Origin of the sequence: Klebsiella sp. 64 (genome assembly GCF_018223915.1) — a bacterium.
Taxonomy (GTDB): domain Bacteria; phylum Pseudomonadota; class Gammaproteobacteria; order Enterobacterales; family Enterobacteriaceae; genus Klebsiella; species Klebsiella pneumoniae.
This window is the reverse complement of record NZ_JAGRQZ010000012.1, coordinates 133,597-159,927: the sequence shown is the minus strand read 5'-3', so window position 1 is coordinate 159,927 and position 26,331 is coordinate 133,597. Positions and strand designations below refer to the sequence as shown.

General features: G+C 57.1%; 28 protein-coding genes and 1 other RNA gene. 21 read left to right on the top strand and 8 right to left on the bottom strand.

The features are described 5' to 3' along the window. Positions 1-20: 20 nt before the first annotated feature. Complete coding sequence (gene lsrK, locus KHQ23_RS09900) at positions 21-1,619, top strand: autoinducer-2 kinase (RefSeq protein WP_004149900.1); 1,599 nt, start codon at positions 21-23, stop codon at positions 1,617-1,619. 192 nt (positions 1,620-1,811) lie between these two features. Continuing rightward, the gene (locus KHQ23_RS09895; protein ID WP_004181395.1) at positions 1,812-3,833 is read left to right on the top strand and encodes an NADPH-dependent 2,4-dienoyl-CoA reductase; all 2,022 of its coding nucleotides are present in this window, start codon (positions 1,812-1,814) and stop codon (positions 3,831-3,833) included. Positions 3,834-3,941: 108 nt separating this feature from the next. On the opposite strand, the gene rlmG is transcribed toward KHQ23_RS09895, so the two are convergent. Together rlmG and KHQ23_RS09885 are read right to left on the bottom strand one after the other, a co-directional pair. Beyond that, entirely contained in the window at positions 3,942-5,072 is a 1,131-nt protein-coding gene (rlmG, locus tag KHQ23_RS09890; protein ID WP_032421846.1) for a 23S rRNA (guanine(1835)-N(2))-methyltransferase RlmG, read from the bottom strand. An 85-nt stretch (positions 5,073-5,157) separates the two neighbouring features. Then, on the bottom strand, positions 5,158-5,865 hold the full coding sequence (locus tag KHQ23_RS09885) for a B3/4 domain-containing protein (RefSeq protein WP_002917889.1): 708 nt from the start codon (positions 5,863-5,865) through the stop codon (positions 5,158-5,160). A gap of 43 nt (positions 5,866-5,908) precedes the next feature. On the opposite strand from KHQ23_RS09885, the gene KHQ23_RS09880 reads away from it, so the two are divergent. From KHQ23_RS09880 to sstT, 5 genes are all read left to right on the top strand, one after another. Next, positions 5,909-6,511 carry an XRE family transcriptional regulator gene (locus KHQ23_RS09880; protein ID WP_004210533.1) on the top strand — a complete coding sequence of 201 codons (603 nt, stop codon included), beginning with the start codon at positions 5,909-5,911 and terminating at the stop codon, positions 6,509-6,511. A 19-nt stretch (positions 6,512-6,530) separates the two neighbouring features. Then, positions 6,531-7,031 carry a M48 family metallopeptidase gene (locus KHQ23_RS09875; RefSeq protein WP_004144843.1) on the top strand — a complete coding sequence of 167 codons (501 nt, stop codon included), beginning with the start codon at positions 6,531-6,533 and terminating at the stop codon, positions 7,029-7,031. 73 nt (positions 7,032-7,104) lie between these two features. After that, complete coding sequence (locus KHQ23_RS09870) at positions 7,105-8,094, top strand: Gfo/Idh/MocA family protein (RefSeq protein WP_004181399.1); 990 nt, start codon at positions 7,105-7,107, stop codon at positions 8,092-8,094. Between the two features lie 271 nt (positions 8,095-8,365). Next, on the top strand, positions 8,366-9,337 hold the full coding sequence (locus KHQ23_RS09865) for a TerC family protein (RefSeq protein ID WP_004144845.1): 972 nt from the start codon (positions 8,366-8,368) through the stop codon (positions 9,335-9,337). Positions 9,338-9,603: 266 nt separating this feature from the next. Next, complete coding sequence (sstT, locus tag KHQ23_RS09860) at positions 9,604-10,851, top strand: serine/threonine transporter SstT (protein WP_002917895.1); 1,248 nt, start codon at positions 9,604-9,606, stop codon at positions 10,849-10,851. 15 nt (positions 10,852-10,866) lie between these two features. Here sstT and KHQ23_RS09855 read toward each other — a convergent pair whose 3' ends face one another. The 3 genes from KHQ23_RS09855 to uxaC all read right to left on the bottom strand — a co-directional run bounded on the left by KHQ23_RS09855 (position 10,867) and on the right by uxaC (position 14,469). After that, positions 10,867-11,421, bottom strand: a complete 555-nt coding sequence (locus KHQ23_RS09855) for a YgjV family protein (RefSeq protein WP_002917897.1) — start codon at positions 11,419-11,421, stop codon at positions 10,867-10,869. 129 nt (positions 11,422-11,550) lie between these two features. Continuing rightward, positions 11,551-13,038: a UxaA family hydrolase gene (locus KHQ23_RS09850; RefSeq protein ID WP_002917898.1), complete on the bottom strand. Its 1,488-nt coding sequence runs from the start codon at positions 13,036-13,038 to the stop codon at positions 11,551-11,553. A gap of 18 nt (positions 13,039-13,056) precedes the next feature. Continuing rightward, the gene (gene uxaC / locus KHQ23_RS09845; RefSeq protein ID WP_002917899.1) at positions 13,057-14,469 is read right to left on the bottom strand and encodes a glucuronate isomerase; all 1,413 of its coding nucleotides are present in this window, start codon (positions 14,467-14,469) and stop codon (positions 13,057-13,059) included. A gap of 480 nt (positions 14,470-14,949) precedes the next feature. On the opposite strand from uxaC, the gene KHQ23_RS09840 reads away from it, so the two are divergent. From KHQ23_RS09840 to KHQ23_RS09790, 11 genes are all read left to right on the top strand, one after another. After that, on the top strand, positions 14,950-16,251 hold the full coding sequence (locus tag KHQ23_RS09840; protein ID WP_002917905.1) for an MFS transporter: 1,302 nt from the start codon (positions 14,950-14,952) through the stop codon (positions 16,249-16,251). A gap of 127 nt (positions 16,252-16,378) precedes the next feature. After that, complete coding sequence (exuR, locus tag KHQ23_RS09835) at positions 16,379-17,155, top strand: transcriptional regulator ExuR (RefSeq protein ID WP_032421847.1); 777 nt, start codon at positions 16,379-16,381, stop codon at positions 17,153-17,155. 341 nt (positions 17,156-17,496) lie between these two features. Further along, entirely contained in the window at positions 17,497-18,159 is a 663-nt protein-coding gene (gene yqjA, locus KHQ23_RS09830; RefSeq protein WP_002917909.1) for a DedA family general envelope maintenance protein YqjA, read from the top strand. Between the two features lie 8 nt (positions 18,160-18,167). Further along, positions 18,168-18,545 (top strand): EnvZ/OmpR regulon moderator MzrA, encoded by a 378-nt coding sequence (mzrA, locus tag KHQ23_RS09825; RefSeq protein ID WP_073553681.1) that lies wholly within the window; start codon positions 18,168-18,170, stop codon positions 18,543-18,545. 149 nt (positions 18,546-18,694) lie between these two features. Next, positions 18,695-19,063: a DUF1090 domain-containing protein gene (locus KHQ23_RS09820; protein ID WP_004144860.1), complete on the top strand. Its 369-nt coding sequence runs from the start codon at positions 18,695-18,697 to the stop codon at positions 19,061-19,063. A 45-nt stretch (positions 19,064-19,108) separates the two neighbouring features. After that, positions 19,109-19,414, top strand: coding sequence for a YqjD family protein (locus KHQ23_RS09815; protein WP_002917916.1), 306 nt, complete (start codon positions 19,109-19,111; stop codon positions 19,412-19,414). Positions 19,415-19,416: 2 nt separating this feature from the next. Beyond that, positions 19,417-19,815, top strand: coding sequence for a phage holin family protein (locus tag KHQ23_RS09810; protein ID WP_002917917.1), 399 nt, complete (start codon positions 19,417-19,419; stop codon positions 19,813-19,815). Continuing rightward, positions 19,812-20,108 (top strand): YqjK-like family protein, encoded by a 297-nt coding sequence (locus KHQ23_RS09805; protein WP_002917918.1) that lies wholly within the window; start codon positions 19,812-19,814, stop codon positions 20,106-20,108. Before KHQ23_RS09810 ends, KHQ23_RS09805 begins: the two co-directional genes overlap by 4 nt. Positions 20,109-20,453: 345 nt before the next feature. Beyond that, positions 20,454-20,846, top strand: a complete 393-nt coding sequence (locus KHQ23_RS09800; protein WP_002917920.1) for a DoxX family protein — start codon at positions 20,454-20,456, stop codon at positions 20,844-20,846. Positions 20,847-20,926: 80 nt separating this feature from the next. Further along, a complete protein-coding gene (locus tag KHQ23_RS09795; protein ID WP_002917922.1) occupies positions 20,927-21,913 on the top strand; it encodes a glutathione S-transferase family protein in 987 nt (328 codons plus the stop codon). Between the two features lie 126 nt (positions 21,914-22,039). After that, the gene (locus tag KHQ23_RS09790) at positions 22,040-22,408 is read left to right on the top strand and encodes a DUF805 domain-containing protein (protein ID WP_002917923.1); all 369 of its coding nucleotides are present in this window, start codon (positions 22,040-22,042) and stop codon (positions 22,406-22,408) included. A gap of 41 nt (positions 22,409-22,449) precedes the next feature. On the opposite strand, the gene KHQ23_RS09785 is transcribed toward KHQ23_RS09790, so the two are convergent. Then, positions 22,450-23,346 (bottom strand): LysR family transcriptional regulator, encoded by an 897-nt coding sequence (locus KHQ23_RS09785; RefSeq protein WP_004144865.1) that lies wholly within the window; start codon positions 23,344-23,346, stop codon positions 22,450-22,452. Positions 23,347-23,450: 104 nt separating this feature from the next. On the opposite strand from KHQ23_RS09785, the gene KHQ23_RS09780 reads away from it, so the two are divergent. Together KHQ23_RS09780 and KHQ23_RS09775 are read left to right on the top strand one after the other, a co-directional pair. Then, positions 23,451-24,152 (top strand): pirin family protein, encoded by a 702-nt coding sequence (locus tag KHQ23_RS09780; RefSeq protein WP_047693955.1) that lies wholly within the window; start codon positions 23,451-23,453, stop codon positions 24,150-24,152. A gap of 24 nt (positions 24,153-24,176) precedes the next feature. After that, complete coding sequence (locus KHQ23_RS09775; protein ID WP_002917926.1) at positions 24,177-24,344, top strand: hypothetical protein; 168 nt, start codon at positions 24,177-24,179, stop codon at positions 24,342-24,344. A gap of 73 nt (positions 24,345-24,417) precedes the next feature. Here KHQ23_RS09775 and KHQ23_RS09770 read toward each other — a convergent pair whose 3' ends face one another. Continuing rightward, entirely contained in the window at positions 24,418-24,828 is a 411-nt protein-coding gene (locus KHQ23_RS09770) for a Spy/CpxP family protein refolding chaperone (protein ID WP_004149907.1), read from the bottom strand. Between the two features lie 307 nt (positions 24,829-25,135). Here KHQ23_RS09770 and KHQ23_RS09765 point away from each other — a divergent pair, with 307 nt between their 5' ends. Next, the gene (locus KHQ23_RS09765; RefSeq protein WP_004150939.1) at positions 25,136-25,600 is read left to right on the top strand and encodes an OB-fold putative lipoprotein; all 465 of its coding nucleotides are present in this window, start codon (positions 25,136-25,138) and stop codon (positions 25,598-25,600) included. A 344-nt stretch (positions 25,601-25,944) separates the two neighbouring features. On the opposite strand, the gene rnpB is transcribed toward KHQ23_RS09765, so the two are convergent. Beyond that, an RNA gene (gene rnpB, locus KHQ23_RS09760) (RNase P RNA component class A) lies at positions 25,945-26,327 on the bottom strand. Between the last annotated feature and the right edge of the window lie 4 nt (positions 26,328-26,331).

Below are 26,331 nucleotides of genomic sequence, written 5' to 3'. Positions count from 1 at the left end.
ACAACAGCGAGGCGCATGTCATGAGTTACCTGTTAGCGTTAGATGCCGGGACCGGCAGCATTCGGGCGGTTATTTTCGATCTTAATGGCCGCCAGCTGGCGGTAGGCCAGGCCGAATGGAAACACCTGAGCGTTGATAACGTCCCCGGCTCGATGGAGTTCGACCTTACCACCAACTGGCAGCTGGCCTGCCAGTGCATTCGCCAGGCGCTCGACGCCGCTCGGCTCTCTGCCGCCGATATTCAGTCCGTCGCCTGCTGTTCGATGCGCGAAGGCATCGTTCTCTATGACCGCAACGGCGAGGCCATCTGGGCCTGCGCCAACGTCGATGCCCGCGCCAGCCGCGAAGTGGCGGAGCTTAAGGAGATCCACGACTATCGCTTCGAATCCGAGGTATACGAGGTCTCGGGACAAACCCTGGCGCTCAGCGCCATGCCGCGCCTGCTGTGGCTGGCGCACCACCGCCCCGATATCTACCGCAAAGCGGCAACCATCACCATGATCAGCGACTGGCTGGCGGCGAAGCTTTCCGGCGAGCTGGCGGTCGACCCGTCAAACGCCGGCACCACCGGCATGCTCGATCTGTTCAGCCGCGACTGGCGTCCGGCGCTGCTGGATATGGCCGGGCTGCGCGCCGATATGCTGTCGCCGGTCAAAGAGACCGGTACCCTGCTGGGCGCCGTCACCGAAGCGGCGGCGCAGCAGAGCGGCCTGCGCGCCGGGACGCCGGTGGTGATGGGCGGCGGCGACGTCCAGCTCGGCTGCCTGGGCCTTGGTGTGGTGCGCGCCGGGCAAACTGCGGTACTCGGCGGCACTTTCTGGCAGCAGGTGGTCAACCTGCCGCAGGTGCGCACCGATCCGCAGATGAATATTCGCGTTAATCCTCACGTGATTCCCGGCATGGCGCAGGCGGAATCGATCAGCTTCTTTACCGGCCTGACCATGCGCTGGTTTCGCGACGCCTTCTGCGCTGAAGAAAAACTGATTGCCGAGCGGCTCGGCGTCGATGCCTATTCGCTGCTGGAGGAGATGGCCAGCCGCGTCCCCGCCGGTTCCCACGGCGTGATGCCTATTTTTTCTGACGCTATGCACTTTAAGCAGTGGTACCACGCCGCGCCGTCGTTTATTAACCTCTCCATCGATCCGGAAAAGTGCAATAAAGCGACCCTGTTCCGCGCGCTGGAGGAGAACGCAGCGATTGTCTCCGCCTGCAACCTCGCGCAGATCTCCCAGTTCTCCGGGGTGACATTCGACAGCCTGGTGTTTGCCGGCGGTGGCTCTAAAGGCGCGCTGTGGAGCCAGATCCTCAGCGACGTCACCGGCCTGCCGGTGCGGGTGCCGGTGGTCCGCGAAGCCACCGCTCTGGGCTGCGCCATCGCCGCCGGAACCGGCGCCGGGCTGTATGACGATATGGCCAGCACCGGAGAGCGGTTAGTGAGCTGGCACCGCGAGTTCACCCCAAATCCGCAGCATCGCGAGCTGTATCAGGAGATGATGAGCAAATGGCAGACGGTGTACGCCGATCAGCTTGGCCTTGTCGATAGCGGACTGACAACGTCGATGTGGCAGGCGCCGGGTCTGGAACGCCGCCAGCGCGTTGCGTCTTCCCCCTCACCCTAACTACCGGTGCCGCTCCGCCTTTCCCGCCTTTCCCCCCTCTCCCTTTGGGAGAGGGCCGGGGTGTGGGGCAACGCTTCGCCGTTCTTTGAATCCCATCACAATCACCGCACTCCCCTTTTCCCTTTTTCTCCACGATGGCTAAATTAGTAACTCATCCGACCACATAACAATAATTTTACATTGGAAGCCACTATGAGCCGCTATCCGTCGCTTTTCGCCCCGCTTGAGCTGGGCTTCACAACGCTCAAAAACCGCGTGTTGATGGGCTCAATGCACACCGGGCTGGAAGAGCTGCCGGACGGCGCGCAACGGCTGGCGGCCTTTTACGCCGAACGCGCCCGTCACGGCGTGGCGCTGATCGTCACCGGCGGCATCGCTCCGGCGCCCTCTGGCGTCACCATGGCCGGCGGCGCGGTACTCAACGATGCCAGCCATCTGGCGCACCATCGTCATATTACCGACGCAGTACATCAGGAAGGCGGCAAAATCGCCCTGCAGATCCTGCACACCGGGCGCTACAGCTACCAGCCCGCGCTAGTGGCCCCTTCGGCGCTACAGGCGCCGATCAACCGTTTTACCCCCCATGAACTGAGCCACGATGAGATCCTGACGCTGATCGATGATTTTGCCCACTGCGCCCAACTGGCGCGTGAAGCGGGATATGACGGCGTCGAGGTGATGGGCTCTGAGGGCTATCTGATTAACGAATTTCTCGCCGCGCGCACCAACCAGCGCGACGACCAATGGGGCGGCGATTATGCCAGGCGCATGCGTTTCGCCGTAGAGGTGGTTAAGGCGGTACGCCAGCGCGCCGGCCACGATTTCATTATCATCTACCGCCTATCGATGCTCGATCTGGTCAACGACGGCAGCACGCTGGCGGAAGTCACCGAACTGGCCAAAGCGATTGAAGCGGCGGGAGCGACCATCATCAACACCGGGATTGGCTGGCACGAAGCGCGCATTCCGACCATCGCCACGCCGGTACCGCGCGGAGCTTTCAGCTGGGTCACCCGCAAGCTGAAGGGCGCGGTGTCGATCCCGTTGATCACCACCAACCGCATTAACGATCCGCAGGTCGCGGAGGATATTCTCGCCCGCGGCGATGCCGATATGGTATCGATGGCCCGCCCGTTCCTTGCCGACGCCGAATTTATATCAAAAGCGCAGGACGATCGCGCCGATCAGATCAACACCTGCATCGGCTGCAATCAGGCGTGTCTCGATCGGATCTTCGTCGGCAAAGTCACCTCCTGTCTGGTCAACCCGCGCGCGTGTCATGAAACCCTGATGCCGGTCCTGCCGGCCAACGCGCCTAAACGGCTGGCGGTGGTCGGCGCCGGGCCTGCCGGTCTGGCCTTCGCCGTAAACGCTGCCGCCCGCGGTCATCACGTCACGTTGTTTGATGCGCTCCCGGAGATCGGCGGTCAGTTTAATATCGCCAAACAGATCCCCGGCAAAGAGGAGTTTCACGAGACGCTGCGTTACTACCGCACCATGCTCGATCTCCATGGTGTCGATCTACGCCTGAACACCCGCGTCACGACAGACGATCTGCTGGCGTTCGATGAGACGATCCTCGCCACCGGTATCGCCCCGCGCCTGCCGGCGATCGACGGGATCGATCATCCAAAAGTGCTGAGCTATCTTGATGTCTTGCGCGATAAAGCGCCGGTTGGCGCGAAGGTGGCGATTATCGGCTGCGGCGGCATCGGCTTCGACACCGCGATGTTTTTAAGCCAGTCGGGCGCGGCCACCAGCCAGGATATCGGCGAGTTCTGCCGCGAATGGGGTATCGATACCAGCCTGCAAACGGCGGGAGGGCTGAGTGCTGAAGGCCCGCAACTGAGTAAAAGCCCGCGACAGATTGTGATGCTGCAGCGCAAAGCCAGCAAACCGGGCGAAGGGCTCGGCAAAACCACCGGCTGGATCCACCGCGCGACGCTGCTGGCGCGCGGGGTGAAAATGATCCCGGCGGTCAGCTATGAAAAGATCGATGATGAAGGGTTACATGTCACTATCGGCGGCGAGCGCCAACTGCTGGCGGTCGATCAGGTGGTGATCTGCGCCGGTCAGGAACCGCGCCGCGAGCTGGCGGATCCGCTGCGCGCGGCGGGGAAAACGGTGCATCTCATCGGCGGTTGCGACGTGGCGGCGGAACTGGATGCGCGCCGGGCGATTGCCCAGGGCACTAAACTGGCGCTGGCGATTTAGCCCTGTCCCGGGGGCGGCGCGATGCGCCTTCCCCGGGCTACCACGATAATCCCGCACGCTAGCCCGGCTAAGGCGACAGCCGCGAGCCGGGGGAAACCGCGACAAGAATCAGCGCTGCTTACGCACCTTGGTTGCTTTCAAAATGACAAACTTATTGTTCGTCGCAATCGTCGTGCAATTACCAAACGCGCGCTTCAGCTTACGGAAGTAATCGAGGTGGCGGTTGCCGACGACGTACAGCTCGCCGCCGTATTTCAGGCTGCGGCGGGCATCGTTAAACATCTGCCAGGCGATATGGTCGGTAATAGCGTGTTGCTGATGGAACGGCGGATTACACAGGATCGCCGTAAAGCGGTCGGGCTCAATGCCAGAGAGCGAGTTGTTGACCATAAATTCACAGCGTGCGATATCGTCCGGCAGATTGCGCTCGACGTTCAACCGGCTGGAAGCCACCGCCATGCGCGACTCATCGGTAAACATGACCCGCGCGTTCGGGTTTTGCGCCAGCGCCTTCAGGCCAATCACCCCGTTGCCGCAGCCGAGATCGGCGATCTCGCCTTCTAGATCAGACGGTAAATGCTGCAAGAAGAAACGCGCGCCGATATCCAGCCCGCTGCGGGCAAAAACGTTGGCGTGGTTATGGATGGTCCACGGCGTGCCGTCCAGCTTCCAGCTGTAGGTTTGCGGCGCATCGGCAAGCTCAGGAGCGGTGAAAACGCAGTGGATCAAACGCGCTTTTTTCCACGCCAGCGAGGTGGTGGTGGTGCCGAGGATTTTTTCAAACAGCGCCAGCGTCGAGTTGTGCACATCACGGGCTTTCGCCGCGGCGATGATGCGGGTTTCCGGCGTGACTACTTCGCGCAGGGCGCGCAGCTGCTGTTCCAGCAGCGCCAGCTGTTTTGGCACCTTAATCAGCACCAGCGCCGGCGCGGCCGGTAGCGGGCTCAGGCTATCCTGAAAGCGCACGCTCTCTTCATCGATACCGTTCATCCGCAGGTTGTGGCGGGTCGCCAGCTCGGAAATAAAGGAGTCGTTGATACTGACCGGGTTGCGCTCCGCCAGCGCGCAGGCGAGCGCGCCGAAGCCGTCGTTGAAGATGAGCGTCAGGCCGTCGACGTCATTCACCTGTTGCAGCAGATATTCATCCGCCGCTTCCCATGCCTGAAGCGCTTCTTCTTCAGCGTTAGGTGGGAACCGCTCTAATGTGAATAACTCACCGTTTAACTCTGCCTGGCTCATCGCCTCTCCGCCTCCGGAATAGTAAAACCCGCGAGTTTATACGCAAATCCTGTCCAGTTGAAGAGAGATCGCTGATCATCGCCGCTCAGCGTAGATCGCCCTCGTCATCGGCTCGGAGCAGCGTTATCGACGCGCGGGCGCCGGGCATCAGCTGCTGCAGATAACCTACCAGCCGCTCTCCCGCCTCATGCAGGGCCGACAACGGCATCGCCGGCAGGCTTTCGAGAATAAACCACATCGTCTGCGCGCCGCTGTCCAGCCGGGTGCGCACGCCCTGTCGCCAGTTCCAGCGTCGGCAGGTTACGCCTATATCATCCCGCCAGATGACTTCGCCCGGCTCCGGATATTCCACTACCGGCTCTGCCGATTTTAGCGTATCGAATGGCTCATCGCCGCGGGCAATGGCCAGCCGCGGTTCGCCACGGTAGGCGGCCAGATTTTCCCCACCGACCGGGACGGCATAGCGAATGCTGATCGCGTTGTAGATATCCACCACCGGATCGATGGCCGGCAGGCTCCCCTCTTTCAGCACCCGCTTGCGCAGCGCCTGCGCCGAACAGGGGGTACGTTTCGCCTTCGCGCCGAAGGCGCTGAACGCTTCATCCCATGCCGCCAGGTGCGCTTGCGCCCAGGGCACATCATCCTGCTGCACCGCCAGGCAGGCCTCGGCCAGCGCCTGCTCCGCGACGGCGGGATCGGCCACCGGCGCGCTCTCCACCACAATACTTAATGCCCGAAAGCCCGGCGCCAGGCGGCTGACCGCAGATTCGATTGACGGCGTTACGCTACGCATTCGATAATCCTGTAATGACCAATTTGTTTCATCATAGTGACCAATGAACGTAAAAGTCAATATAACGACCGATTCAGGATCTGATGTCGACCAGGTAAGTCGCGCCGTCGCCACGCGGCTGAAGGCCTACCGTAAAGCGAAAAAAATGTCGCTGGACGAGCTGTCGCGCCGGGCCAGCATCAGCAAAGGTATGCTGGTCGAGATGGAAAAAGAGGCCGCCAATCCCAGCATTGCGATCCTCTGCAAACTCGCCGCCGCGCTGGGCGTATCGGTAGCGGATATTGTCAATGTGGCAAGCGAACCCGCGTTGCATATTATTCCCGCCGAGCAGATCCCCACCCTCTGGCAAGGCCCGCTGGGGGGCAGCGCCAGGCTCCTCGCCGGCACCGCCGGGCCGAATATGATTGAGCTGTGGCGCTGGGAGATGCAGCCCGGCGAAGCCTTTACCTCGCCCGGCCACCCGGCAACAACCTTCGAGCTGCTGCACGTGGAAGCCGGCGCGCTGACGCTGACGCTTGGCGAGACCTGCCGCACGGTGGCGGCCGGGGAATCGGCGGTGGCCCGCACCGAAATAGAGCACGGTTACCGCAATGAGGGTACCGCGCCGCTGGTCTTTACCATGACCGTGGCTGAACTGCCCTCCTGACAGACATAATGATAAGACGATGACAAAACTCATTTATTTACAGGGCTATCCTGAATCGCTTCTGGCGCAGGTGACCACGTTAATCGAGCAAGGCCGCCTCGGCGAGGTGCTGCAAAAGCGCTATCCGCAAGGGCACGACGTTAACAGCGATAAAGCGCTGTATCAGTACACCCAGGACTTGAAAAACCGCTTTCTGCGCGGCGCGGCGCCGATCAACAAAGTGATGTATGACAGTAAGATCCACGTGCTGAACAATGCGCTCGGCCTGCATACCGCCATTTCCCGCGTGCAGGGCGGTAAGCTGAAAGCTAAAGCGGAAATTCGCGTGGCGACGGTATTTCGCGACGCGCCGGAAGCCTTTCTGCGGATGATCGTGGTTCATGAACTGGCGCATCTGAAAGAGAAGGATCACAACAAGGCTTTCTATCAGCTGTGCTGCCATATGGAGCCGCAGTACCACCAGCTGGAGTTCGACACCCGCCTGTGGCTGACGCACCTTTCGTTAAATCGTTCTGCGTAGTGACGCCCTGGTTTTGTCATGACGGCATGATAGAGTGGCGGCAGGTTCCCTTTAACGGAGTTCGTCAACGTTTATGATACGTTTCGCAGTTGTTGGCACAAACTGGATCACCAAGCAGTTTGTCGATGCCGCCCATGAAACCGGCAAATATAAACTTACCGCCATCTACTCCCGCAGCCTCGAACAGGCGCAAGCCTTCGCCAAAGACTATCCGGTCGAGCATCTGTTTACCTCGCTCGATGAACTGGCACAGAGCCCTGACGTTGACGCGGTCTATATTGCCAGCCCGAACTCGCTGCACTTTCCGCAGACCCGGCTGTTCCTGAGCCATAAGAAGCACGTCATTTGCGAAAAGCCGCTGGCGTCGAACCTGCAGGAAGTCGAGGCGGCGATAGCGCTGGCGAAAGAAAATAACGTGGTGCTGTTTGAAGCCTTTAAAACCGCCAGTCTGCCTAACTTTCTCCTACTGAAAGAAACGCTCGCTAAAGTGGGCAAACTACGCAAAGCCTTTATCAACTACTGTCAGTACTCCTCGCGCTATCAGCGCTACCTTGACGGCGAAAACCCCAACACCTTTAACCCGGCGTTCTCTAACGGTTCGATTATGGATATCGGCTTCTATTGCCTGGCGTCCGCTGTGGCGCTGTGGGGCGAGCCGCAGGCCGTTCTTGCCACCGCCAGCCTGCTGGACAGCGGCGTAGACGCCCAGGGCACCGTGGTGCTGAGCTATGGCGACTTCGACGTGACGCTGCATCACTCCAAAGTTAGCGATTCCGCGATCCCCAGTGAAATTCAGGGCGAAGACGGCGCGTTAGTGATCGAAAAAATCTCCGAATGTCAGAAGCTGGCGTTTGTGCCGCGCGGCGGTAAAGCCCAGGACCTGACGCAGCCCCAGCACATTAATACCATGCTGTATGAGGCGGAGACCTTTGCGCGCCTGGTGGAGACACAGGATGTGGATCACCCGGGCCTGGCGGTGAGCCGGATCACCGCCAAACTGTCCAGCGAAATTCGTCGCCAGACCGGAGTGATCTTCCCGGCCGATACGCAGCCGCTGGCGTAAAAGAGTGTAAAGGCCCGACCGGCCGCCATTGACGAAAACCGCCCTGTGACATATTTTGTTACGTGCAAAGGGGAGTAACTTCCTTGCCGGTTGATCGTCATTACGATGCGTGCAATACCGCATCCGGTCGCCGGGCAATAACCAAAGCCCATCGCGATGTACTTTGGTTGTTGTAAGTGAGACCTTGCCGGAAGGCGAGGTCTATGCATAAAAGCGCAGCGGCTGCCGTCTTCCGACGTCAGCCGTTTTGTTTTTATGTAAGGAATATCAAATGAATACTGTCGGCACGCCGTTGCTATGGGGTGGATTCGCTGTCGTTGTCGCGATCATGTTGGCAATCGACCTGCTGCTTCAGGGACGACGCGGTTCGCATAGCATGACCATGAAGCAGGCCGCTGGCTGGTCAATCCTCTGGGTCACGCTTTCTCTGCTGTTCAACGCCGCCTTCTGGTGGTATCTGGTGCAAACCCAGGGCCGGGCCGTCGCCGATCCGCAGGCCTTAGCCTTCCTCACCGGTTATCTGATTGAAAAAGCGCTGGCGGTCGATAACGTCTTCGTCTGGTTGATGCTGTTCAGCTATTTCGCCGTACCGCCTGCTCTGCAGCGCCGGGTGTTGGTGTATGGCGTACTGGGCGCGATCGTTCTGCGTACCATTATGATCTTCGCCGGCAGCTGGCTGATTTCGCAGTTCGACTGGCTGCTGTACGTCTTTGGCGCCTTCCTGCTGTTTACCGGCGTGAAGATGGCGCTGGCGAAGGAGGACGACTCCGGCATCGGCGATAAGCCGCTGGTGCGCTGGATCCGCAGCCATCTGCGGATGACCGATAAAATCGAGAGCGAGCGCTTCTTCACCCGTAAAAACGGGGTGCTGTTCGCCACCCCGCTGCTGCTGGTGCTGATTCTGGTGGAACTGAGCGACGTGATTTTCGCCGTCGACAGTATCCCGGCAATCTTCGCGGTCACCACCGATCCGTTTATCGTGCTGACCTCGAACCTGTTCGCCATCCTCGGCCTGCGCGCCATGTACTTCCTGCTGGCGGGGGTCGCTGAGCGCTTCTCGATGCTCAAATACGGTCTGTCGGTGATTCTGGTGTTTATTGGCGTGAAGATGCTGATCGTCGACTTCTACCATATCCCGGTTGCCATCTCGCTGGGCGTGGTGGGCGGCATCCTGGCCGTCACGCTGCTGATTAACGCCTGGGTCAACAGGCAGCACGACAAGCAGCGCAAACTGCCAGAGTAATCTGCTACCGCGCCGTCGGCCCTCGCTGGCGGCGCGGTAATCAGCTATAGCAGACGTTCTCGTAACGAGAATACCTGCTCATGTCACAATTATGTTACTACGCAGTTAAAAAATAAGATCCATATTAAAATCACAGTATTTTACGCTTCCCGCCAGTCTTTCTTTCCGTATACTCGACTATGCAAACATCTACTTACATCCTGACATAAACGTAAAAAATAATACGTGGCTGGGATGGCTTGCTACATCACTGGAAGGAATGAATTATGACAACACGCACTCCCTCATCAGGGTGGCTCTCCCGCCTGGCGCAAGGCAGCCTGGTGAAACAAATTTTAATCGGCCTGGTGCTTGGCGTACTGTTGGCGCTGGTCTCTAAGCCTGCGGCTATCGCCGTCGGTCTGCTGGGGACCCTGTTCGTCGGCGCGTTAAAAGCGGTAGCGCCGGTGCTGGTATTGATGCTTGTCATGGCCTCGATCGCCAACCATCAGCACGGACAAAAAACCAGTATACGCCCCATTCTGTTTCTCTATCTGCTGGGCACCTTTAGCGCGGCGCTGACCGCGGTGTTGTTCAGCTTTCTCTTTCCCTCGACCCTGCACTTAACCACCGCCGCCGACAGCATCACGCCGCCGTCGGGGATTGTTGAGGTGCTGCGCGGCCTGCTGATGAGCATGGTGTCCAACCCGATCGACGCTCTGCTGAACGCCAACTATATCGGCATTCTGGTGTGGGCGGTGGGGCTTGGCTTCGCCCTGCGTCATGGTAACGACACCACCAAAAACCTGATCAACGACGTCTCCCACGCGGTGACCTTTATCGTTAAAGTGGTGATCCGCTTTGCGCCGCTGGGGATCTTCGGCCTGGTATCTTCCACCCTGGCGACCACCGGTTTCGAGACCCTGTGGGGCTATGCCCAGCTGCTGCTGGTGCTGGTGGGCTGTATGCTGCTGGTAGCGCTGGTGATTAACCCGCTGCTGGTGTTCTGGAAGATCCGCCGCAACCCCTATCCGCTGGTGCTCACCTGCCTGCGCGAAAGCGGCGTTTACGCGTTCTTCACCCGCAGTTCCGCCGCCAACATTCCAGTGAATATGGCGCTGTGCGAGAAGCTGAATCTGGATCGCGATACCTATTCGGTCTCTATTCCACTGGGGGCGACCATCAATATGGCAGGCGCGGCAATCACCATCACCGTGCTGACGCTGGCGGCGGTGCATACGCTGAATATTCCGGTGGATCTGCCGACGGCGCTGCTGCTGAGCGTGGTCGCTTCGCTGTGCGCCTGCGGCGCCTCCGGCGTGGCGGGCGGCTCGCTGCTGCTGATCCCGCTGGCCTGTAATATGTTTGGGATCCCGAACGATGTGGCGATGCAAGTGGTTGCCGTTGGCTTTATTATCGGCGTGCTGCAGGACTCCTGCGAAACCGCGCTGAACTCCTCCACCGACGCCCTGTTTACCGCCGCGGCCTGCATGGCGGAAGACGACCAGCTGGCGAAAAACGCCCTGCGCGGATAACGCCTTTCCCCTCCGCTATCGGGCGGAGGGGCTCTCTTCCTGTACTGCGTTTTCAACCTTAAACGGATCGATACCGCGCTTTTGCATCCGGCGGAAGCGAATGATGTTCAGCCCGTTGACGATCAGGAAACTGCCTTCTATCAGCGTCCCGCCAATGGAACCCAACCACAGATTATGCGTGACCCAGCAGGCGGTGGAGCACCACATCACGCAGCGGACGGTTAGCCCTTTGCAGCGAAACAGCGCCCAGGTGCTGGCGACGGTGCCAATGATCGGCAGCAGCTCCATGGCATGCTGCAGTTTACCCAGGCCGAGAATCAACGTCAGGAGGATAAAGACTGTCATCACCCACAGACTACGGGTGCGTAAGGAAATGACCGTGCGAAGCGCATTGAGCCCGGCGCTCATTCCAGCCGGCCCGGCGCCCATCAGGAAAAAATGAACGCCGATAATAGCGCTATAGACCGCCAGCTGTAGCCTGAAACGGCGTTCATCGCGGTTGATAAAGGTGGTAATGCCGATAAGAAAGGCGATGACGCCGACCCCCTGGGCCAGCCAATACGCGGTCATGTAAGCTCCCTGACTGAAAAAAACAAACGGCGCTTCACTGGCTGAAACGCCGCTGTTACGAGCCCGATGGCGCTACGCTATCAGGCCGATACACAAACCAAGCCTCTGGGCGCCAACGCAAATACGCCTTTACAGGGTAACACCGCTTTTAAAGATGGCCAGCTCGCGGAAGTCATTCTGCTCATTACAGGTCGGTTTACCGTTGGCGAAGGCTACAATGGCATCCACAAACTCTTCCAGCAGCTGCGGCATCGTTTTGCCGTGGAGCAGCTGCCCGGCATCAAAGTCGATCCAGTGCTTTTTCTTCGCCGCCAGCTCGCTATTGGTGGCGATCTTCACCGTTGGCACAAAGCCGCCGTACGGCGTGCCGCGACCGGTGCTGAACAGCACCATATGGCAGCCGGCGCCGGCCAGCGCGCTGGTGGCGACCGCGTCGTTGCCCGGCGCGCTCAGTAAATTCAGACCATGAACCTTCAGGCGCTCGCCGTAGCGCAGAACATCCACCACCTGGCTGGAGCCCGCTTTCTGAGTACAGCCCAGCGACTTATCTTCGAGGGTAGTGATCCCTCCGGCCTTATTACCCGGCGAGGGGTTTTCGTAAATAGGCTGGTCGTGAGCAATAAAGTACTGCTTAAAGTCATTGACCATGGTCACCAGCTTGTCGAAGGTCGCTTCGTCGCGGCAGTGGCTCATCAGCAACTGTTCAGCGCCGAACATCTCCGGCACTTCGGTCAGCACGGTAGTGCCGCCGTTGGCGATCACATAGTCTGAGAAGCGGCCCAGCATCGGATTAGCGGTAATGCCCGACAGGCCGTCCGATCCCCCGCACTCGAGGCCAAACTTCAGCTCGCTGAGCTTGCCCGGCTGGCGTTTATCCTGACGCATCACTTCATACAGCTGATGCAGATGCTCAACCCCCGCCTCCACTTCATCGTCCTGATGCTGGCAAACCATAAAGTGCACGCGCTGCGGGTCAAACTCGCCCAGCGTCTCGCGAAAGGCCTCCACTTGGTTGTTTTCACAGCCAAGGCCAACCACCAGCACCGCCCCGGCGTTCGGGTGACGAACCATATTTTGCAGCATGGTGCGAGTGTTGATATGGTCGTCCCCAAGCTGCGAGCAGCCATAGGTGTGGCTGAAGAGATGTACCCCATCGATATCCTCAGCGCCATACGTCTCTTTCAGGAAACGGTTCTGCATTTGTCTGGCCATCGCGTTGACGCAGCCGACGGTCGGCAGGATCCACAGCTCATTGCGCACGCCGACGTCACCGTTGGCGCGACGATAAATCTGCACTTCGCGATCCGCAGGCTGTGGCGGTTGGGCAACCAGGTCCGGTTGATAGCGATACGCGTCAAGGTCGCTGAGATTGGTGCGCGTATTGTGCGCATGAACATGCTCTCCCGGCGCGATATCCGCCAGCGCATGGCCAATCGGCAACCCGTACTTAACGACGTTTTCCCCTTTCGCGATAGCGCGCAGTGCAAACTTGTGGCCGCGAACGATATCCTGGCCGAGGGTGACCGAGTCATTATCAATCGTCACCACGCTACCGGCAGCGATATCCGTCAGCGCGACCGCGACGTTATCCTGCGAATGGATTTTGATGTATTGCATATCAACCGACCTCTGGCCTTAGTTCAGTTCAATGGCGAAATAGTCACGCGCATTGTTAAAGCAAATGTTTTTCACCATCTCGCCCAGCAGCGCGATATCCGCAGGCGCTTCGCCGGCAGCCACCCAACGGCCGATCATCTGGCACAGAATGCGGCGGAAGTATTCGTGGCGCGTGTAGGAGAGGAAGCTGCGACTGTCGGTCAACATCCCGACGAAGCGGCTCAGCAGCCCGAGCTGCGCCAGCTGGGTCATCTGCCGCTCCATACCGTCTTTCTGATCGTTGAACCACCAGCCGGAGCCGAACTGCATCTTGCCTGGCATGCCTTCACCCTGGAAGTTACCGATCATGGTGCCCAGCACTTCGTTATCACGCGGGTTCAGGCAGTAGAGAATCGTTTTCGGCAGCAGGTTTTCTTCGTTCTGCTTGCTCAGCAGCTTAGACAGCTCTTCCGCCATCGGACGATCGTTGATCGAGTCGAAGCCGACGTCTGGCCCTAACAGTTTGAACTGACGGAGGTTGTTATTACGCAGAGCGCCAATGTGGTACTGCTGGACCCAGCCGCGACGGGCATACTCTGCGCCGAGGAACACCAGCACCGCGGTTTTGAACTGCGCCACTTCGTGTTCGCTAAGGGTCTCGCCAGCCAGGCGGCGCGCCAGAATGTCATCCAGCTCGGCGTCGGTCGCTTCGGCAAACAGCACCACGTCCAGCGCATGATCGGAGACTTTGCAGCCGTGTGCGGCAAAATGATCCAGACGTTTGGTCAGGGCGCTTTGCAGGTCAGCGAAGCGGCGAATATCGGTATCGGATACCTCGCCCAGCTTAGCCATATAATCATTGAAGGTCGCCAACTCGATGTTGAAGGCTTTATCCGGGCGCCAGCTCGGCAGCACTTTGATGTCAAAGGAGTTGTCTTTGGCGACAGCCGCGTGGTGCTCAAGAGAATCAATCGGATCGTCGGTGGTACCGACCATCTTCACATTCATCTGCTTCATGATTCCGCGGGCGGAGAAGGCATCCTGAGCCAGCAAATCATTACACTGGTCCCAGATCTCATCGGCGGTGGATGGCGACAACAGCTTACCTGTAATACCAAAAGGTCGACGCAGCTCTAAATGGGTCCAGTGGTATAACGGGTTGCCAATAGTGTGCGGAACCGTGGCCGCCCAGGCGTCAAATTTCTCGCGATCGGACGCATCACCGGTACACAGACGCTCCGGCACGCCGTTAGTGCGCATTGCGCGCCATTTATAGTGATCGCCTTTCAGCCAGATGTCATACAGGTTTTTAAAGCGATAGTTTTCGGCAACCTGCTGCGGCGGAAGGTGGCAGTGGTAGTCGAAAATCGGCTGATCTTTGGCGTAATCATGGTACAGACGGCGGGCAAACTCGGTATCAAGTAGAAAATCTTCAGTCATAAACGATGTCATTCGCGTGTCCTCTTCGCTCCAGTGCGGGAGCCTTTCAGATGATTGACTACAATGCTGACAAAGTTATCACACCAATTTCTACAGACCGAACTGTTTTTCGTGAGTTAGATCAATAAACGTCGATAAAAAAATGACCGCCCTGGAGCAAAACACCTCGCCAGAGCGCGCCATCTCTGGCTTTCCAGGCAAGGGATAAAGACCACACTAACTTTCCCACTTTTGTGACAGCTCTCAACTTTTAAAGTTGTATGACAAGTTATCTTTCTGCCGTCGCAACATATAAACCGACGGAATGCATTACCGGTGCTTATGGCATCGGCTTATACGGAATGGATACCGACTTTCAACATAACAACTGATGGTAAGGTTCAGGCCAGAGGGGACTACCCTCCTGAATCCTCCGTTTCGCTTTCCCGGCCGCTTATTGCGCTCGGTAAAGGCCGCACCTGATGCGGAAAGATAACAGACGATGAGGTTTACATGCGTAAAATTAAAGGGTTACGTTGGTACATGATCGCGCTGGTGACGCTGGGCACCGTGCTGGGCTACCTGACCCGTAACACCGTAGCGGCGGCCGCGCCGACGCTGATGGAAGAGTTACACATTTCGACCCAACAGTACTCCTATATCATTGCAGCCTATTCCGCTGCCTATACCGTTATGCAGCCCGTCGCGGGGTATGTCCTTGATATTCTGGGGACCAAAATTGGCTATGCCTTCTTCGCCATCGCCTGGGCGGTATTCTGCGGCTCAACGGCGCTGGCCGGCAGCTGGGGTGGACTGGCGCTGGCCCGTGGCGCAGTCGGCGCAGCGGAGGCCGCAATGATCCCCGCCGGCCTGAAGGCCAGCTCAGAGTGGTTCCCGGCAAAAGAGCGCTCTATCGCGGTGGGCTACTTCAACGTGGGTTCCTCTATTGGCGCCATGATCGCGCCGCCGTTGGTGGTATGGGCGATTGTCATGCACAGCTGGCAGATGGCGTTCATCATCTCCGGGGTATTGAGCTTCGCCTGGGCTATCGCCTGGCTTATCTTCTACAAACACCCGCGCGACCAGAAAAAATTATCTGACGAAGAACGTGACTACATCATTGGCGGTCAGGAGTCTCAGCATCAGACCAATAACGCGAAGAAAATGTCGCCGTGGCAAATCCTGCGCAACCGTCAGTTCTGGGGTATCGCCCTGCCGCGCTTCCTCGCCGAGCCGGCCTGGGGGACCTTTAACGCCTGGATCCCGCTGTTCATGTTCAAAGTTTACGGTTTTAACCTGAAAGAGATCGCCATGTTCGCCTGGATGCCGATGCTGTTCGCCGACCTCGGCTGCATCGTCGGCGGATATCTGCCGCCGCTGTTCCAGCGCTGGTTTGGCGTCAACCTGATCGTGTCGCGTAAAATGGTGGTCACCATGGGCGCCCTGCTGATGATTGGCCCGGGGATGATCGGCCTGTTCACCAGCCCGTACGTGGCGATTGCCCTGCTGTGCATCGGCGGGTTCGCTCACCAGGCGCTGTCCGGGGCGCTGATTACCCTCTCTTCCGACGTCTTTGGCCGTAACGAAGTCGCTACCGCCAACGGTCTGACCGGGATGGCCGCCTGGCTGGCGAGCACCATGTTCGCCCTGGTCGTCGGCGCGCTGGCAGACACCATCGGCTTTAGCCCGCTGTTTGCGGTACTGGCCGTCTTTGACCTGCTGGGCGCGCTGGTTATCTGGACGGTGCTGAAAAACAAACCGGCTGACGATGACTCGACGCCGCTTAGCAGCCGCAAACCGGTCACGCAGAGTTAGATCGAATGGCAAGGTAATCGCCGATCAAGCCGCCTTCTCAGGCGGCTTTTTCATGCCTGCCAGTGGTGGAAAGCGCGTAAAAGTGGTATAACAAATCGAATATTGTCGCCATCTTCCGGGAGCGAATATGGAAATCATTGAAGCACGCCGTCTATATCAGCAGCTTGCCGCTGAGCTGAAGACGCGCATCGAACAAGGTGTCTACCTTGTAGGGGATAAGCTGCCCGCCGAGCGCTTCATCGCCGATGAAAAAAACGTCAGCCGCACCGTGGTTCGTGAAGCCATTATCATGCTGGAAGTGGAAGGGTATGTCGAAGTCCGCAAAGGGTCGGGTATCCACGTTATCTCCAACCATCCGAAATACCAGCAGGTGGCCGATGAAAGCCTTGAGTTCGCCAACTATGGCCCCTTTGAACTGCTGCAGGCGCGGCAGCTAATTGAAAGCAATATTGCCGAATTCGCGGCGACTCAGGTGACCAAACAGGACATCATGAAGCTGATGGAGATTCAGGAGAAAGCGCGTAACGAGAAATGTTTCCGCGACTCCGAGTGGGACCTGCAGTTTCACGTCCAGGTGGCGCTGGCGACGCAGAACAGCGCGCTGGCGGCGATCGTGGAAAAGATGTGGACCCAGCGCGTGCATAACCCCTACTGGAAAAAGCTGCATGAGCATATCGACCTGCGTACGGTCGATAACTGGTGCGACGACCACGATCAGATCCTGAAAGCTCTGCTGCGAAAAGATCCCAACGCCGCCAAGCTGGCGATGTGGCAGCATCTGGAAAATACCAAGCAAATGTTGTTTAACGAAACCAGCGATGACTTTGAATTTAATGCCGATCGCTACTTATTTGCCGAAAACCCAGTCGTTCATCTCGATACCGCAGTCAACGGCGCGAAATAAGGCCTTATCCCTCCGGCGCGCCCCCCTGCGCGCCTGTCTGACAGTGAGGCTGGAGTAAGCAAGTCATATATAGTGTCAGCCTGTGTAAATCCTCTCGCCTCCCATCTCCGCAATCAGCAAAATCAACGAGCAACACCTTGCAATTTCTCTGACGGAAAGTCAGGTGATTTGTTACAATTAGATGCATTTTGTCGTTCTGGGGGGTAGGTATTTACTTACTTCAGTCTTATACAGGGAAGCGTTCAGAGCGCCTAAGCAGCGACCATAATCTCATAAAAATCTTGTCGCCCTATATGCCACGCGCTCAGACGTGCCGTTAACCGATGTACCAGGAATCGTGAATGGAACTATTTACCCAGTTATTGAATGCCTTGTGGGCTCAGGATTACGAAACGCTCGCGAATCCCTCCATGATAGGCATGCTGTATTTTGTCTTGTTTATGATTTTGTTCCTTGAGAACGGGTTATTGCCTGCCGCGTTTTTACCGGGGGATAGTCTGCTCGTGCTCGTGGGCGTGCTGATCGCCAAAGGGGCGATGGGTTTTCCGGAAACCTTGCTGCTGCTCACCGCCGCCGCCAGCCTCGGCTGCTGGCTAAGCTATATTCAGGGGCGTTGGCTGGGTAATACGCGGATCGTGCAAAACTGGCTGTCACACCTGCCTTCGCACTATCACCAGCGTGCGCATCACTTGTTTCATAAGCATGGGCTCTCCGCGCTGCTGATCGGCCGCTTTATCGCCTTCGTACGCACGCTGCTGCCCACCATCGCCGGGCTTTCCGGCCTTAATAACGCCCGTTTTCAGTTTTTCAACTGGATGAGCGGCCTGCTGTGGGTGCTCATCCTGACCTCGCTTGGCTATCTGCTGGGTAAAACCCCGGTATTCCTCAAGTATGAAGATCAGCTGATGTCCTGCCTGATGCTCCTGCCGGTTGCCCTGTTGGTCTTCGGACTGATCGGCTCGCTGGTGGTGCTGTGGAAGAAAAAATACAGAAGCCGGGGCTAATGATGGTCATGAAACGCCCTTCCCCGCGCCAGTTCAGCTGGCTGCTGGGTGGTTCTCTTCTGCTCGGCGCCCTGTTCTGGCTTTGGCTGGCGGTGCAGCAGCAGGAGGCCACGCTGGCGATACGCCCGGTTGGCCAGGGTATCGGAATGCCGGACGGTTTCTCCGTCTGGCATCATCTCGATGCCAACGGCATCCGCTTTAAAAGCATCACGCCGCAGAAGGATGGTCTGCTGATTAAGTTCGATTCCACCGCCCAGGGCGCGGCGGCGAAAGAAGTTCTCGGCCGCGCTCTGCCACATGGTTATATTATTGCCCTGCTGGAGGACGATAACTCGCCCACCGCCTGGCTATCCCGCCTGCGCGACGCGCCGCATCGCCTCGGGTAAGCTGCCGCCAGACTGCGTTTTTAACCCAGTCTGGTGGTTTCCCGCATTTGTTACTATGCTTAAACCTGCGGGAATCAACGCATTCACGTTCACCAACGGGAACGGGTATATCCTCCGGGTATCCCCTCAGACAATGGAAGGTACTATCCATGAAACACCGCATCGCTCTGCTTCTGGTCCTGACTTCACTTAGCGCCAGCGCCCTAGCCGCCTCTCCCTGCCAGGAAAAAGAGCAGGATATTCAACGAGAGATCAGCTACGCCGAAAAGCATCATAATCAAAGTCGCATTGATGGGCTAAATACCGCGCTACGTCAGGTTCGGGAAAACTGTAGCGACAGTAAACTCAAAGCCGATCATCAGCAAAAAATTGCCAAACAGCGGGAAGAGATCGCTGAACGTCAGCGCGATCTGCAGGAAGCCCGGAAGAAAGGCGATGCGGACAAAATTAACAAACGCCAGCATAAACTCAATGAAGCGCAACAGGAGTTAAAAACGCTGGAGTCTCGGGATTACTAATCACCATTAACTTTCGCAACACGGACCACGCTACAGGAGAACGACATGGCTAAAGAGAATGTGACTGACGACCTTCGTGCAGAACTGAAAACGCTGGCGGATACCCTGGAGGAAGTACTAAATTCCTCGGCGGACAAGTCGAAAGAAGAGATGGGTAAACTGCGCAGTAAAGCCGAGAGTGCGCTGAAAGAGAGCCGCGCTCGTTTGGGTGAAACCAGCGAAGCGATTCTTCGTCAAACTCGTGAGACCGCCGCGCGAGCGGATGATTATGTTCGCGAAAATCCGTGGACTGGGGTAGGAATTGGCGCCGCCGTCGGGCTGGTGCTGGGTGTCCTGCTGTCGCGTCGCTGATTATGGCGAATACTCAACACACGCAGGGACCGGGTCAGCGCGTTTTCTCCATTGGTCAGCGCATCGTCACGCTGCTGGTCGAAATGGTGGAAACGCGGCTGCGTCTGGTCGTCGTGGAGCTGGAGGAGGAGAAAGCCAACCTCTTCCAGCTGCTGATCATGACCGGACTGACGCTGCTGTTTGCCGCGTTTGGCCTCATGAGTCTGCTGGTGCTGGTTATCTGGGCCGTTGACGCTCAGTACCGCCTGCACGTGATGATCGCCACCACCGTTGTGCTGCTCCTCGCCGCCGCGATCGTGGGTATCCTAACCCTACGTAAGGCGCGCCGCTCCACGCTGCTGCGTCTAACGCGTAAAGAGCTGGAGAACGACCGTGCCCTTCTGGAGGAGGATAAATCGTGAATGGCCGACAGGAGCGTGAACGGCAAAAGACGCAGCTGCTGCGCCAGATCCAGCAGCAACGGCTGGAGCTCAGCGCCTGCCGCCGTCACTGGCACGAGGCGACTGCGCCCCTCGACCGCGGCTGGCATACGCTGCTGAGTTTACGTTCGTGGCTGATGGTTGGCAGCGGTCTGATGGCCGTATGGTCCGTACGACATCCGCATTTTTTAATGCGCTGGACCAAACGCGGACTCGGACTGTGGAGCACCTGGCGCCTGGTGCGCGGGATCCTGCGCCAGTCGGCAGTTCGCTAGCGGCCCTGAGCGTGGGCGCTTTCCCTGGCGCCCACGCTCTGCCATTTCCCTGTCCCTTACTGCACGCTGTTCGCAGCAACATGCGCCTTTTCCGTAGCGCGCCCTTCTCTACGACGCCCTTTACCTTACGCCATACCAGGTCCGGTGGTGGCCCATCGCGTTCGGTACTCTTTCGCCTCCGCGTACTGATTGCTCAGAAACTTTGAAATAGATCTACAGTTTTCCTTGCTAACAATTCCCTCTCCGCCTCGCTACTATCCTCTCCATCGACAGCAACACCGCGTAACTACGCGGGATTGCACTAAAAAACAAAACCGCCGCCCTTTGGGTTTTCTGGAGTAACAAATGAAAAAATTAGAAGATGTTGGTGTATTGGTAGCGCGTATTCTGATGCCGATTCTGTTTATCACTGCAGGATGGGGCAAAATCACCGGTTATGCGGGAACCCAGCAGTATATGGAAGCCATGGGCGTCCCGGGCGCGCTGCTGCCGCTGACCATCCTCCTTGAGTTCGGCGGCGGTCTGGCGATTCTGTTCGGTTTCCTGACCCGGACCACCGCGCTGTTCACTGCGGGCTTTACGCTGCTGACCGCGTTCCTGTTCCATAGCAACTTTGCGGAAGGCGTGAACTCCCTGATGTTCATGAAAAACCTGACCATTGCGGGCGGTTACCTGCTGCTGGCCATTACCGGACCGGGCGCCTTCAGTATTGACCGTGTACTGAATAAGAAATGGTAAGCGCACTATACTGAATGAATGAAAAAAGCGAGGAGACCACTCCTCGCTTTTGCTATCTGTAGTCTGAAGGAGGAGCAAAGATGGGACAATTAGTCGACGGCGTCTGGCAGGATACCTGGTATGACACAAAATCCACCGGTGGGCGTTTTAAACGTTCCGTTTCCGCCTTCCGTAACTGGCTGACCGCCGACGGCGCGGCTGGCCCCAGCGGTGAAGGCGGTTTTGCAGCGGAAAAGGATCGCTATCATTTGTATGTTTCTCTCGCCTGCCCGTGGGCGCATCGCACGTTAATTATGCGTAAATTAAAAGGTCTGGAGCCTTTTCTCCCCGTATCCGTGGTCAATCCGCTGATGCTGGAAAACGGCTGGACCTTTGACGATAGCTTCCCGGAAGCCACCGGCGATACCCTCTACCAGCATGACTTTCTCTATCAGCTGTATCTGCACGCCGACCCGCACTACACCGGACGCGTGACCGTGCCGGTGCTGTGGGATAAAAAACAGCAGACCATCGTCAGCAATGAGTCGGCAGAAATCATCCGCATGTTTAATACCGCCTTCGATGGCCTTGGCGCCCGGGCCGGGGATTACTACCCGCCAGCGCTGCGGGAACAAATCGATGAGCTGAACGGCTGGATCTATGACAACGTCAACAACGGCGTGTATAAAGCCGGCTTTGCCACCAGCCAGCAAGCTTACGACGAAGCGGTGGATGCGGTCTTTACCTCGCTGGAGCGGCTGGAGCAGATCCTCGGCCAGCATCGCTATCTGACGGGCAATCAGCTAACGGAAGCCGACATTCGCCTGTGGACAACGCTGGTACGCTTCGACCCGGTATATGTGACCCATTTTAAATGCGATAAACGGCGCATCAGCGATTACCTCAATCTGTACGGTTTCCTGCGCGACATCTACCAGATGCCGGGTATCGCCGAGACGGTGAGTTTTCCGCATATCCGTCACCACTATTACCGCAGCCATAAAACCATTAACCCTACCGGTATTATTTCCATTGGGCCGCAGCAGGATCTCAACGAACCGCACGGTCGCGATCAGCGCTTCCGTTGATCTGTCGGGCGCCAGTGATGGCGCCCAATAATTCAGAAAACAGATATTTACCCACCATTCATTCACGTCTATTCTTATTGCGATCGCTTAAAAAACAAGTGATTGACGGTTAATTGAGGCGTAGAAATGGACTGGTATCTCAAGGTATTAAAAAACTATATAGGATTTGGCGGCCGTGCGCGGCGCAAAGAGTACTGGATGTTTATTCTGGTCAACCTCATCCTGACCGGCGTATTGAGCATCATCGATAAAATGCTGGGCTGGCAGCGGGCTGGCGGCGAAGGCATTCTGACCACTATCTATGGCGTACTGGTCTTTTTACCGTGGTGGGCGGTGCAATTTCGCCGTCTGCATGACACCGATCGTTCGGCCTGGTGGCTATTGCTGCTGTTGATCCCGGTCATCGGCTGGCTGGTGATCCTGATCTTTAACTGCCAGCGCGGCACCGAAGGCAATAATCGCTTCGGGCCCGATCCGAAACCCTTTTCCTACTAATCTTCCTGCTCCTCCCGCTAGCGGGAGGAGCGTCTTCATCACTATCTGCCGGCAAACAGCTTGGGGATCTCACGCAGACACCAGGACTTCGCTTCGCCCATACTGTCCCGTCGCCAGGCCATGATAATGTCAATTTCATTGGTGTATTCCGGGCTGACGACCCGCAGGCGACCTTCGGCAATATCCTTCTCCACCAGCGGATAGGGCATAGTCGCCACGCCCAGTCCGGCCAGTAGCGCCTGACGTTTATCTTCTATCGTACTCACCGTTAAACGCGGCTGTTTATCCAGCAGTTGAACGGTGAGAACGGGCCGCTCGCGCGCGGTATCCGCCACCGCGACGCCGCGGTATTTCACGCGGGTAACCTCAGAGAGCGGCTCCGGCTCCTGATGGATCGGGTGATCCGGCGCCGCGACGTACACGCTGAGCACCGAATAGAGTTTGCGCGAGTTAATCTCCGAAGAGGAACGAAAATGCATATCCGGTGCGACAACGATGTCCGCCCGCCCCTGCTCCAGCCGCTCCCAGGCGCCGGCCAGCACCTCAGTGATAATCGACAGCTGGGTGTTTGATTTAGTCGCCAGTTTCTCAATCAGCGGAAACAGATCCGGAGTGGGCACCAGCGCTTCGGTAACGATCGTCAGGTGGGTTTCCCAACCGCGCGACAGGGCTTCAGCATCGGTGGTGAGTTTATCCGCCGCTTCAAGCAGCACGCGCCCGCGCTCCAGCAGCATTCTTCCAACGTTAGTGAACTTCGTGCGATGACCTGAGCGGTCAAACAGCACCACGTCCAGTTCCTCCTCCAGTTTTTGCATGGTGTAGCTCAGGGCGGAAGGCACGCGTCCCAGCTCATCAGCTGCGGCAGCGAAGCTTCCGCGCCGGTCGATCGCATCCATCACGCGTAACGCTTCCAGCGTTAATGCTCTCTCTTTGGCCATCGCTTTCTCATTCAGGAAATTTGAACATACCGGGCAGAATATCTGGCTAACAATACAGCGTCCATACCTTTACCATTGATTTAGTGTAAAGAGAGGTCAAGAACATGATTACTACCCGAACAGCCAAACAATGCGGACAAGCAGACTTCGGCTGGCTGCAGGCCCGCTACACCTTCTCCTTTGGCCACTACTTCGACCCGAAATTACTGGGCTTCGCATCCTTGCGCGTCCTCAACCAGGAAGTGCTGGCGCCCGGCGCTTCCTTCCAGGCCAGAACGTACCCAAGAGTCGATATCCTGAACCTGATTCTGGAAGGCGAAGCGGAGTATCGCGACAGCGACGGCAACCACGTGCAGGCCAAAGCCGGTGAAGCGCTGCTGATCGCCACCCAGCCTGGCGTGAGCTATAGCGAGCATAATCTGAGTAAAGAGCAGTCGTTAACGCGAATGCAACTTTGGCTTGATGCCTGCCCGCAGCGGGAAAACCCGCTGCAGCAGAAAATCAATGTCGCAGACGCGACGCTGCAGCTGCTGGCCTCTCCGGAGGGCGGGGATAACAGCCTCCAGCTTCGCCAACAGGCCTGGGTCTACCATATCGCGATGGAGAAAGGTGAGCAGATCAACGTGCAATTACATGGTCCACGCGCCTACCTGCAGTCGATTCACGGCTCCGTCCATGCCGTCGCACAGGAACAGCAAAAGCAGGCTCTCACCTGCGGTGACGGCGCATTTATTCGTGACGAAGCTAACATTACCCTCGTCGCCGATACGCCGCTGCGCGCTTTGCTGATAGATTTACCGGTGTAACAACGGAAGTGATGGAGTCTGTCAGTGAGTAAGAAGAAAAACAGAAAAAAGGCGTCACCAACGCCGTTAGCCCCGGTGCAACCGCAAGTCGCCGGGGCCGCCAGCTTTGGTTATGATGAGATGCTTAGCGAACTGGAAGCCATTGTTGCCGAAGCGGAGATCCGCCTGCGGGATGAAGAAAGTCTCGCCTGAAACGGCAAAATGGCTGGGTTGATTTTCATTAATGGCCTGAAGAAGATATCGGCCCCGCGAGGGGCCGATGGCATTATTCACTCAGCGCGTCGGCAAGATCTTTTTTCACCTGCGTGCGCTGCTCCGGCGTCAGTACCTTATTCACCTCAAAATAGTACTTCACGCGGTAATAACGCACCTGCTGATCAATCTTGCTGAAGGCCGCCAGCTGATCGTTGACCGCTTTTTCATCCCATTTACCGGAATCAATTACGTTTATCAGAGCCCCGTCTTTAATTTCCTGTTGGGAAATCTGCTGGACATTACTCTCCAACTGCTGATGCAGGCTTTTAATTTTCGCGACCTGATCGTTGGTAAGTTTTAAGTGCTGAACAATAGGATCCTGCGCCGGTGCTGGCGCCGCCTTAACGTCTGCGGCCTGAGCCGTGATAGAGAAACCGGTGGTCAACAGCGTGGCAAAGGCAATACGGGTTATCAATTTCATTTTTTTTCCTGAAGTAAAGGTGGCAGAAATAGCGGATTATTATTTTACAGGGCGCAGTGAATAAATGTAAAAAATGATAGCCAAACATTATATATATCCACAGCACTAATATACTTCACTAAAACATATAAAATATGAATACCGTGTTAACTTATATAGTTGACGCCCTAACATCACCAGGTTTTATTTTAATTTCAACAGCAAGCAAAATATTTGACAGTGGTGACTTTTCCTTTAATTTAATTAGCGCATATTACGTTATCCAGCGCATCAAGGATATCATTTAAAAATAGATAAGGAGATTGAGATGTTATTACGTTTTCGCGTATTACCGCTGGTTTTTGTCATCTCGCTGTTAAGCGGCTGCGGCCTGGCTTCTAAAGCCTTTTATTCCGCGGGAGACAAATTATTTCAACCCGGAGATGACGCCGTCGCTTCGATGCAGACGTATTCAGTGGCTCAGTTCCTGCAGCCGTTTACTCTCAACCCGGCGAAAGCCAGCAGCGATTATCTGGGTAAATGGGTCAAGGTACGCGGGGTGATTGTCGACATTCGTCGGAAGAGCGGTATCGCCGGCAGCTACTATTTTATCGTGACCATGCGAGATGAACAGAATAAAACGGATAAACGTCTTACCTTTAATTTTGGCTCGCATAACAGCGCAGACGTAGAGGCTTTAAGCAACGGCAGCGTCGCCACGATCGTCGGCCAGGTTCATCAGGTGCAAGATTCCACGATCCCGACGCTACAGAATCCTAAGGTGGTTAAATAACGGTAGCTGACCGATAAGCCGCCTTCTTTTGGTATAGCGTCGTGGATAGTCATTCATCCTCGTCACGGGTTCAGATAGCAAAAACCCCGCCGAAGCGGGGTTTTGACATAAAAAGGTGAAACTGACCGATAAGCCGCGTTCTTTTGGTATAGCGTCGTGGACAGTCATTCATCCTTTCTCCGCTATTCGAATAGCAAAAACCCCGCCGTAGCGGGGCTTTGACATAAAAAGGTGAAACTGACCGATAAGCCGCGTTCTTTTGGTATAGCGTCGTGGACAGTCATTCATCCTTTCTCCGCTATTCGAATAGCAAAAACCCCGCCGGAGCGGGGCTTTTGCGTAAAAGGTGAAACTGACCGATAAGCCGGGTTCTGTCGTGGACAGTCATTCATCTAGGCCAGCAATCGCTCACTGGCTCAAGCAGCCTACCCGGGTTCAGTACGGGCCGTACCTTATGAACCCCTATTTGGCCTTGCTCCGGGTGGAGTTTACCGTGCCGCGGACTGTTACCAGCCGCGCGGTGCGCTCTTACCGCACCCTTTCACCCTTACCTGATCCCGCTTGCGCGGGCCATCGGCGGTTTGCTCTCTGTTGCACTGGTCGTGGGCTGTGACACCCCCCAGGCGTTACCTGGCACCTTGCCCTATGGAGCCCGGACTTTCCTCCCCTCCGCCCGTCTCCCCCCGAAGGAGGACGACGACGAAGCGGCGACTGTCTGGTCAGCTTCGGCG

Coding starts and splice junctions, on each gene's coding strand:
- lsrK (WP_004149900.1), top strand. CDS start 21: ATGAGTTACCTGTTAGCGTTAGATGCCGGGACCGGCAGCATTCGGGCG.
- KHQ23_RS09895 (WP_004181395.1), top strand. CDS start 1,812: ATGAGCCGCTATCCGTCGCTTTTCGCCCCGCTTGAGCTGGGCTTCACA.
- rlmG (WP_032421846.1), bottom strand. CDS start 5,072: ATGAGCCAGGCAGAGTTAAACGGTGAGTTATTCACATTAGAGCGGTTC.
- KHQ23_RS09885 (WP_002917889.1), bottom strand. CDS start 5,865: ATGCGTAGCGTAACGCCGTCAATCGAATCTGCGGTCAGCCGCCTGGCG.
- KHQ23_RS09880 (WP_004210533.1), top strand. CDS start 5,909: ATGAACGTAAAAGTCAATATAACGACCGATTCAGGATCTGATGTCGAC.
- KHQ23_RS09875 (WP_004144843.1), top strand. CDS start 6,531: ATGACAAAACTCATTTATTTACAGGGCTATCCTGAATCGCTTCTGGCG.
- KHQ23_RS09870 (WP_004181399.1), top strand. CDS start 7,105: ATGATACGTTTCGCAGTTGTTGGCACAAACTGGATCACCAAGCAGTTT.
- KHQ23_RS09865 (WP_004144845.1), top strand. CDS start 8,366: ATGAATACTGTCGGCACGCCGTTGCTATGGGGTGGATTCGCTGTCGTT.
- sstT (WP_002917895.1), top strand. CDS start 9,604: ATGACAACACGCACTCCCTCATCAGGGTGGCTCTCCCGCCTGGCGCAA.
- KHQ23_RS09855 (WP_002917897.1), bottom strand. CDS start 11,421: ATGACCGCGTATTGGCTGGCCCAGGGGGTCGGCGTCATCGCCTTTCTT.
- KHQ23_RS09850 (WP_002917898.1), bottom strand. CDS start 13,038: ATGCAATACATCAAAATCCATTCGCAGGATAACGTCGCGGTCGCGCTG.
- uxaC (WP_002917899.1), bottom strand. CDS start 14,469: ATGACATCGTTTATGACTGAAGATTTTCTACTTGATACCGAGTTTGCC.
- KHQ23_RS09840 (WP_002917905.1), top strand. CDS start 14,950: ATGCGTAAAATTAAAGGGTTACGTTGGTACATGATCGCGCTGGTGACG.
- exuR (WP_032421847.1), top strand. CDS start 16,379: ATGGAAATCATTGAAGCACGCCGTCTATATCAGCAGCTTGCCGCTGAG.
- yqjA (WP_002917909.1), top strand. CDS start 17,497: ATGGAACTATTTACCCAGTTATTGAATGCCTTGTGGGCTCAGGATTAC.
- mzrA (WP_073553681.1), top strand. CDS start 18,168: ATGAAACGCCCTTCCCCGCGCCAGTTCAGCTGGCTGCTGGGTGGTTCT.
- KHQ23_RS09820 (WP_004144860.1), top strand. CDS start 18,695: ATGAAACACCGCATCGCTCTGCTTCTGGTCCTGACTTCACTTAGCGCC.
- KHQ23_RS09815 (WP_002917916.1), top strand. CDS start 19,109: ATGGCTAAAGAGAATGTGACTGACGACCTTCGTGCAGAACTGAAAACG.
- KHQ23_RS09810 (WP_002917917.1), top strand. CDS start 19,417: ATGGCGAATACTCAACACACGCAGGGACCGGGTCAGCGCGTTTTCTCC.
- KHQ23_RS09800 (WP_002917920.1), top strand. CDS start 20,454: ATGAAAAAATTAGAAGATGTTGGTGTATTGGTAGCGCGTATTCTGATG.
- KHQ23_RS09795 (WP_002917922.1), top strand. CDS start 20,927: ATGGGACAATTAGTCGACGGCGTCTGGCAGGATACCTGGTATGACACA.
- KHQ23_RS09790 (WP_002917923.1), top strand. CDS start 22,040: ATGGACTGGTATCTCAAGGTATTAAAAAACTATATAGGATTTGGCGGC.
- KHQ23_RS09785 (WP_004144865.1), bottom strand. CDS start 23,346: ATGGCCAAAGAGAGAGCATTAACGCTGGAAGCGTTACGCGTGATGGAT.
- KHQ23_RS09780 (WP_047693955.1), top strand. CDS start 23,451: ATGATTACTACCCGAACAGCCAAACAATGCGGACAAGCAGACTTCGGC.
- KHQ23_RS09770 (WP_004149907.1), bottom strand. CDS start 24,828: ATGAAATTGATAACCCGTATTGCCTTTGCCACGCTGTTGACCACCGGT.
- KHQ23_RS09765 (WP_004150939.1), top strand. CDS start 25,136: ATGTTATTACGTTTTCGCGTATTACCGCTGGTTTTTGTCATCTCGCTG.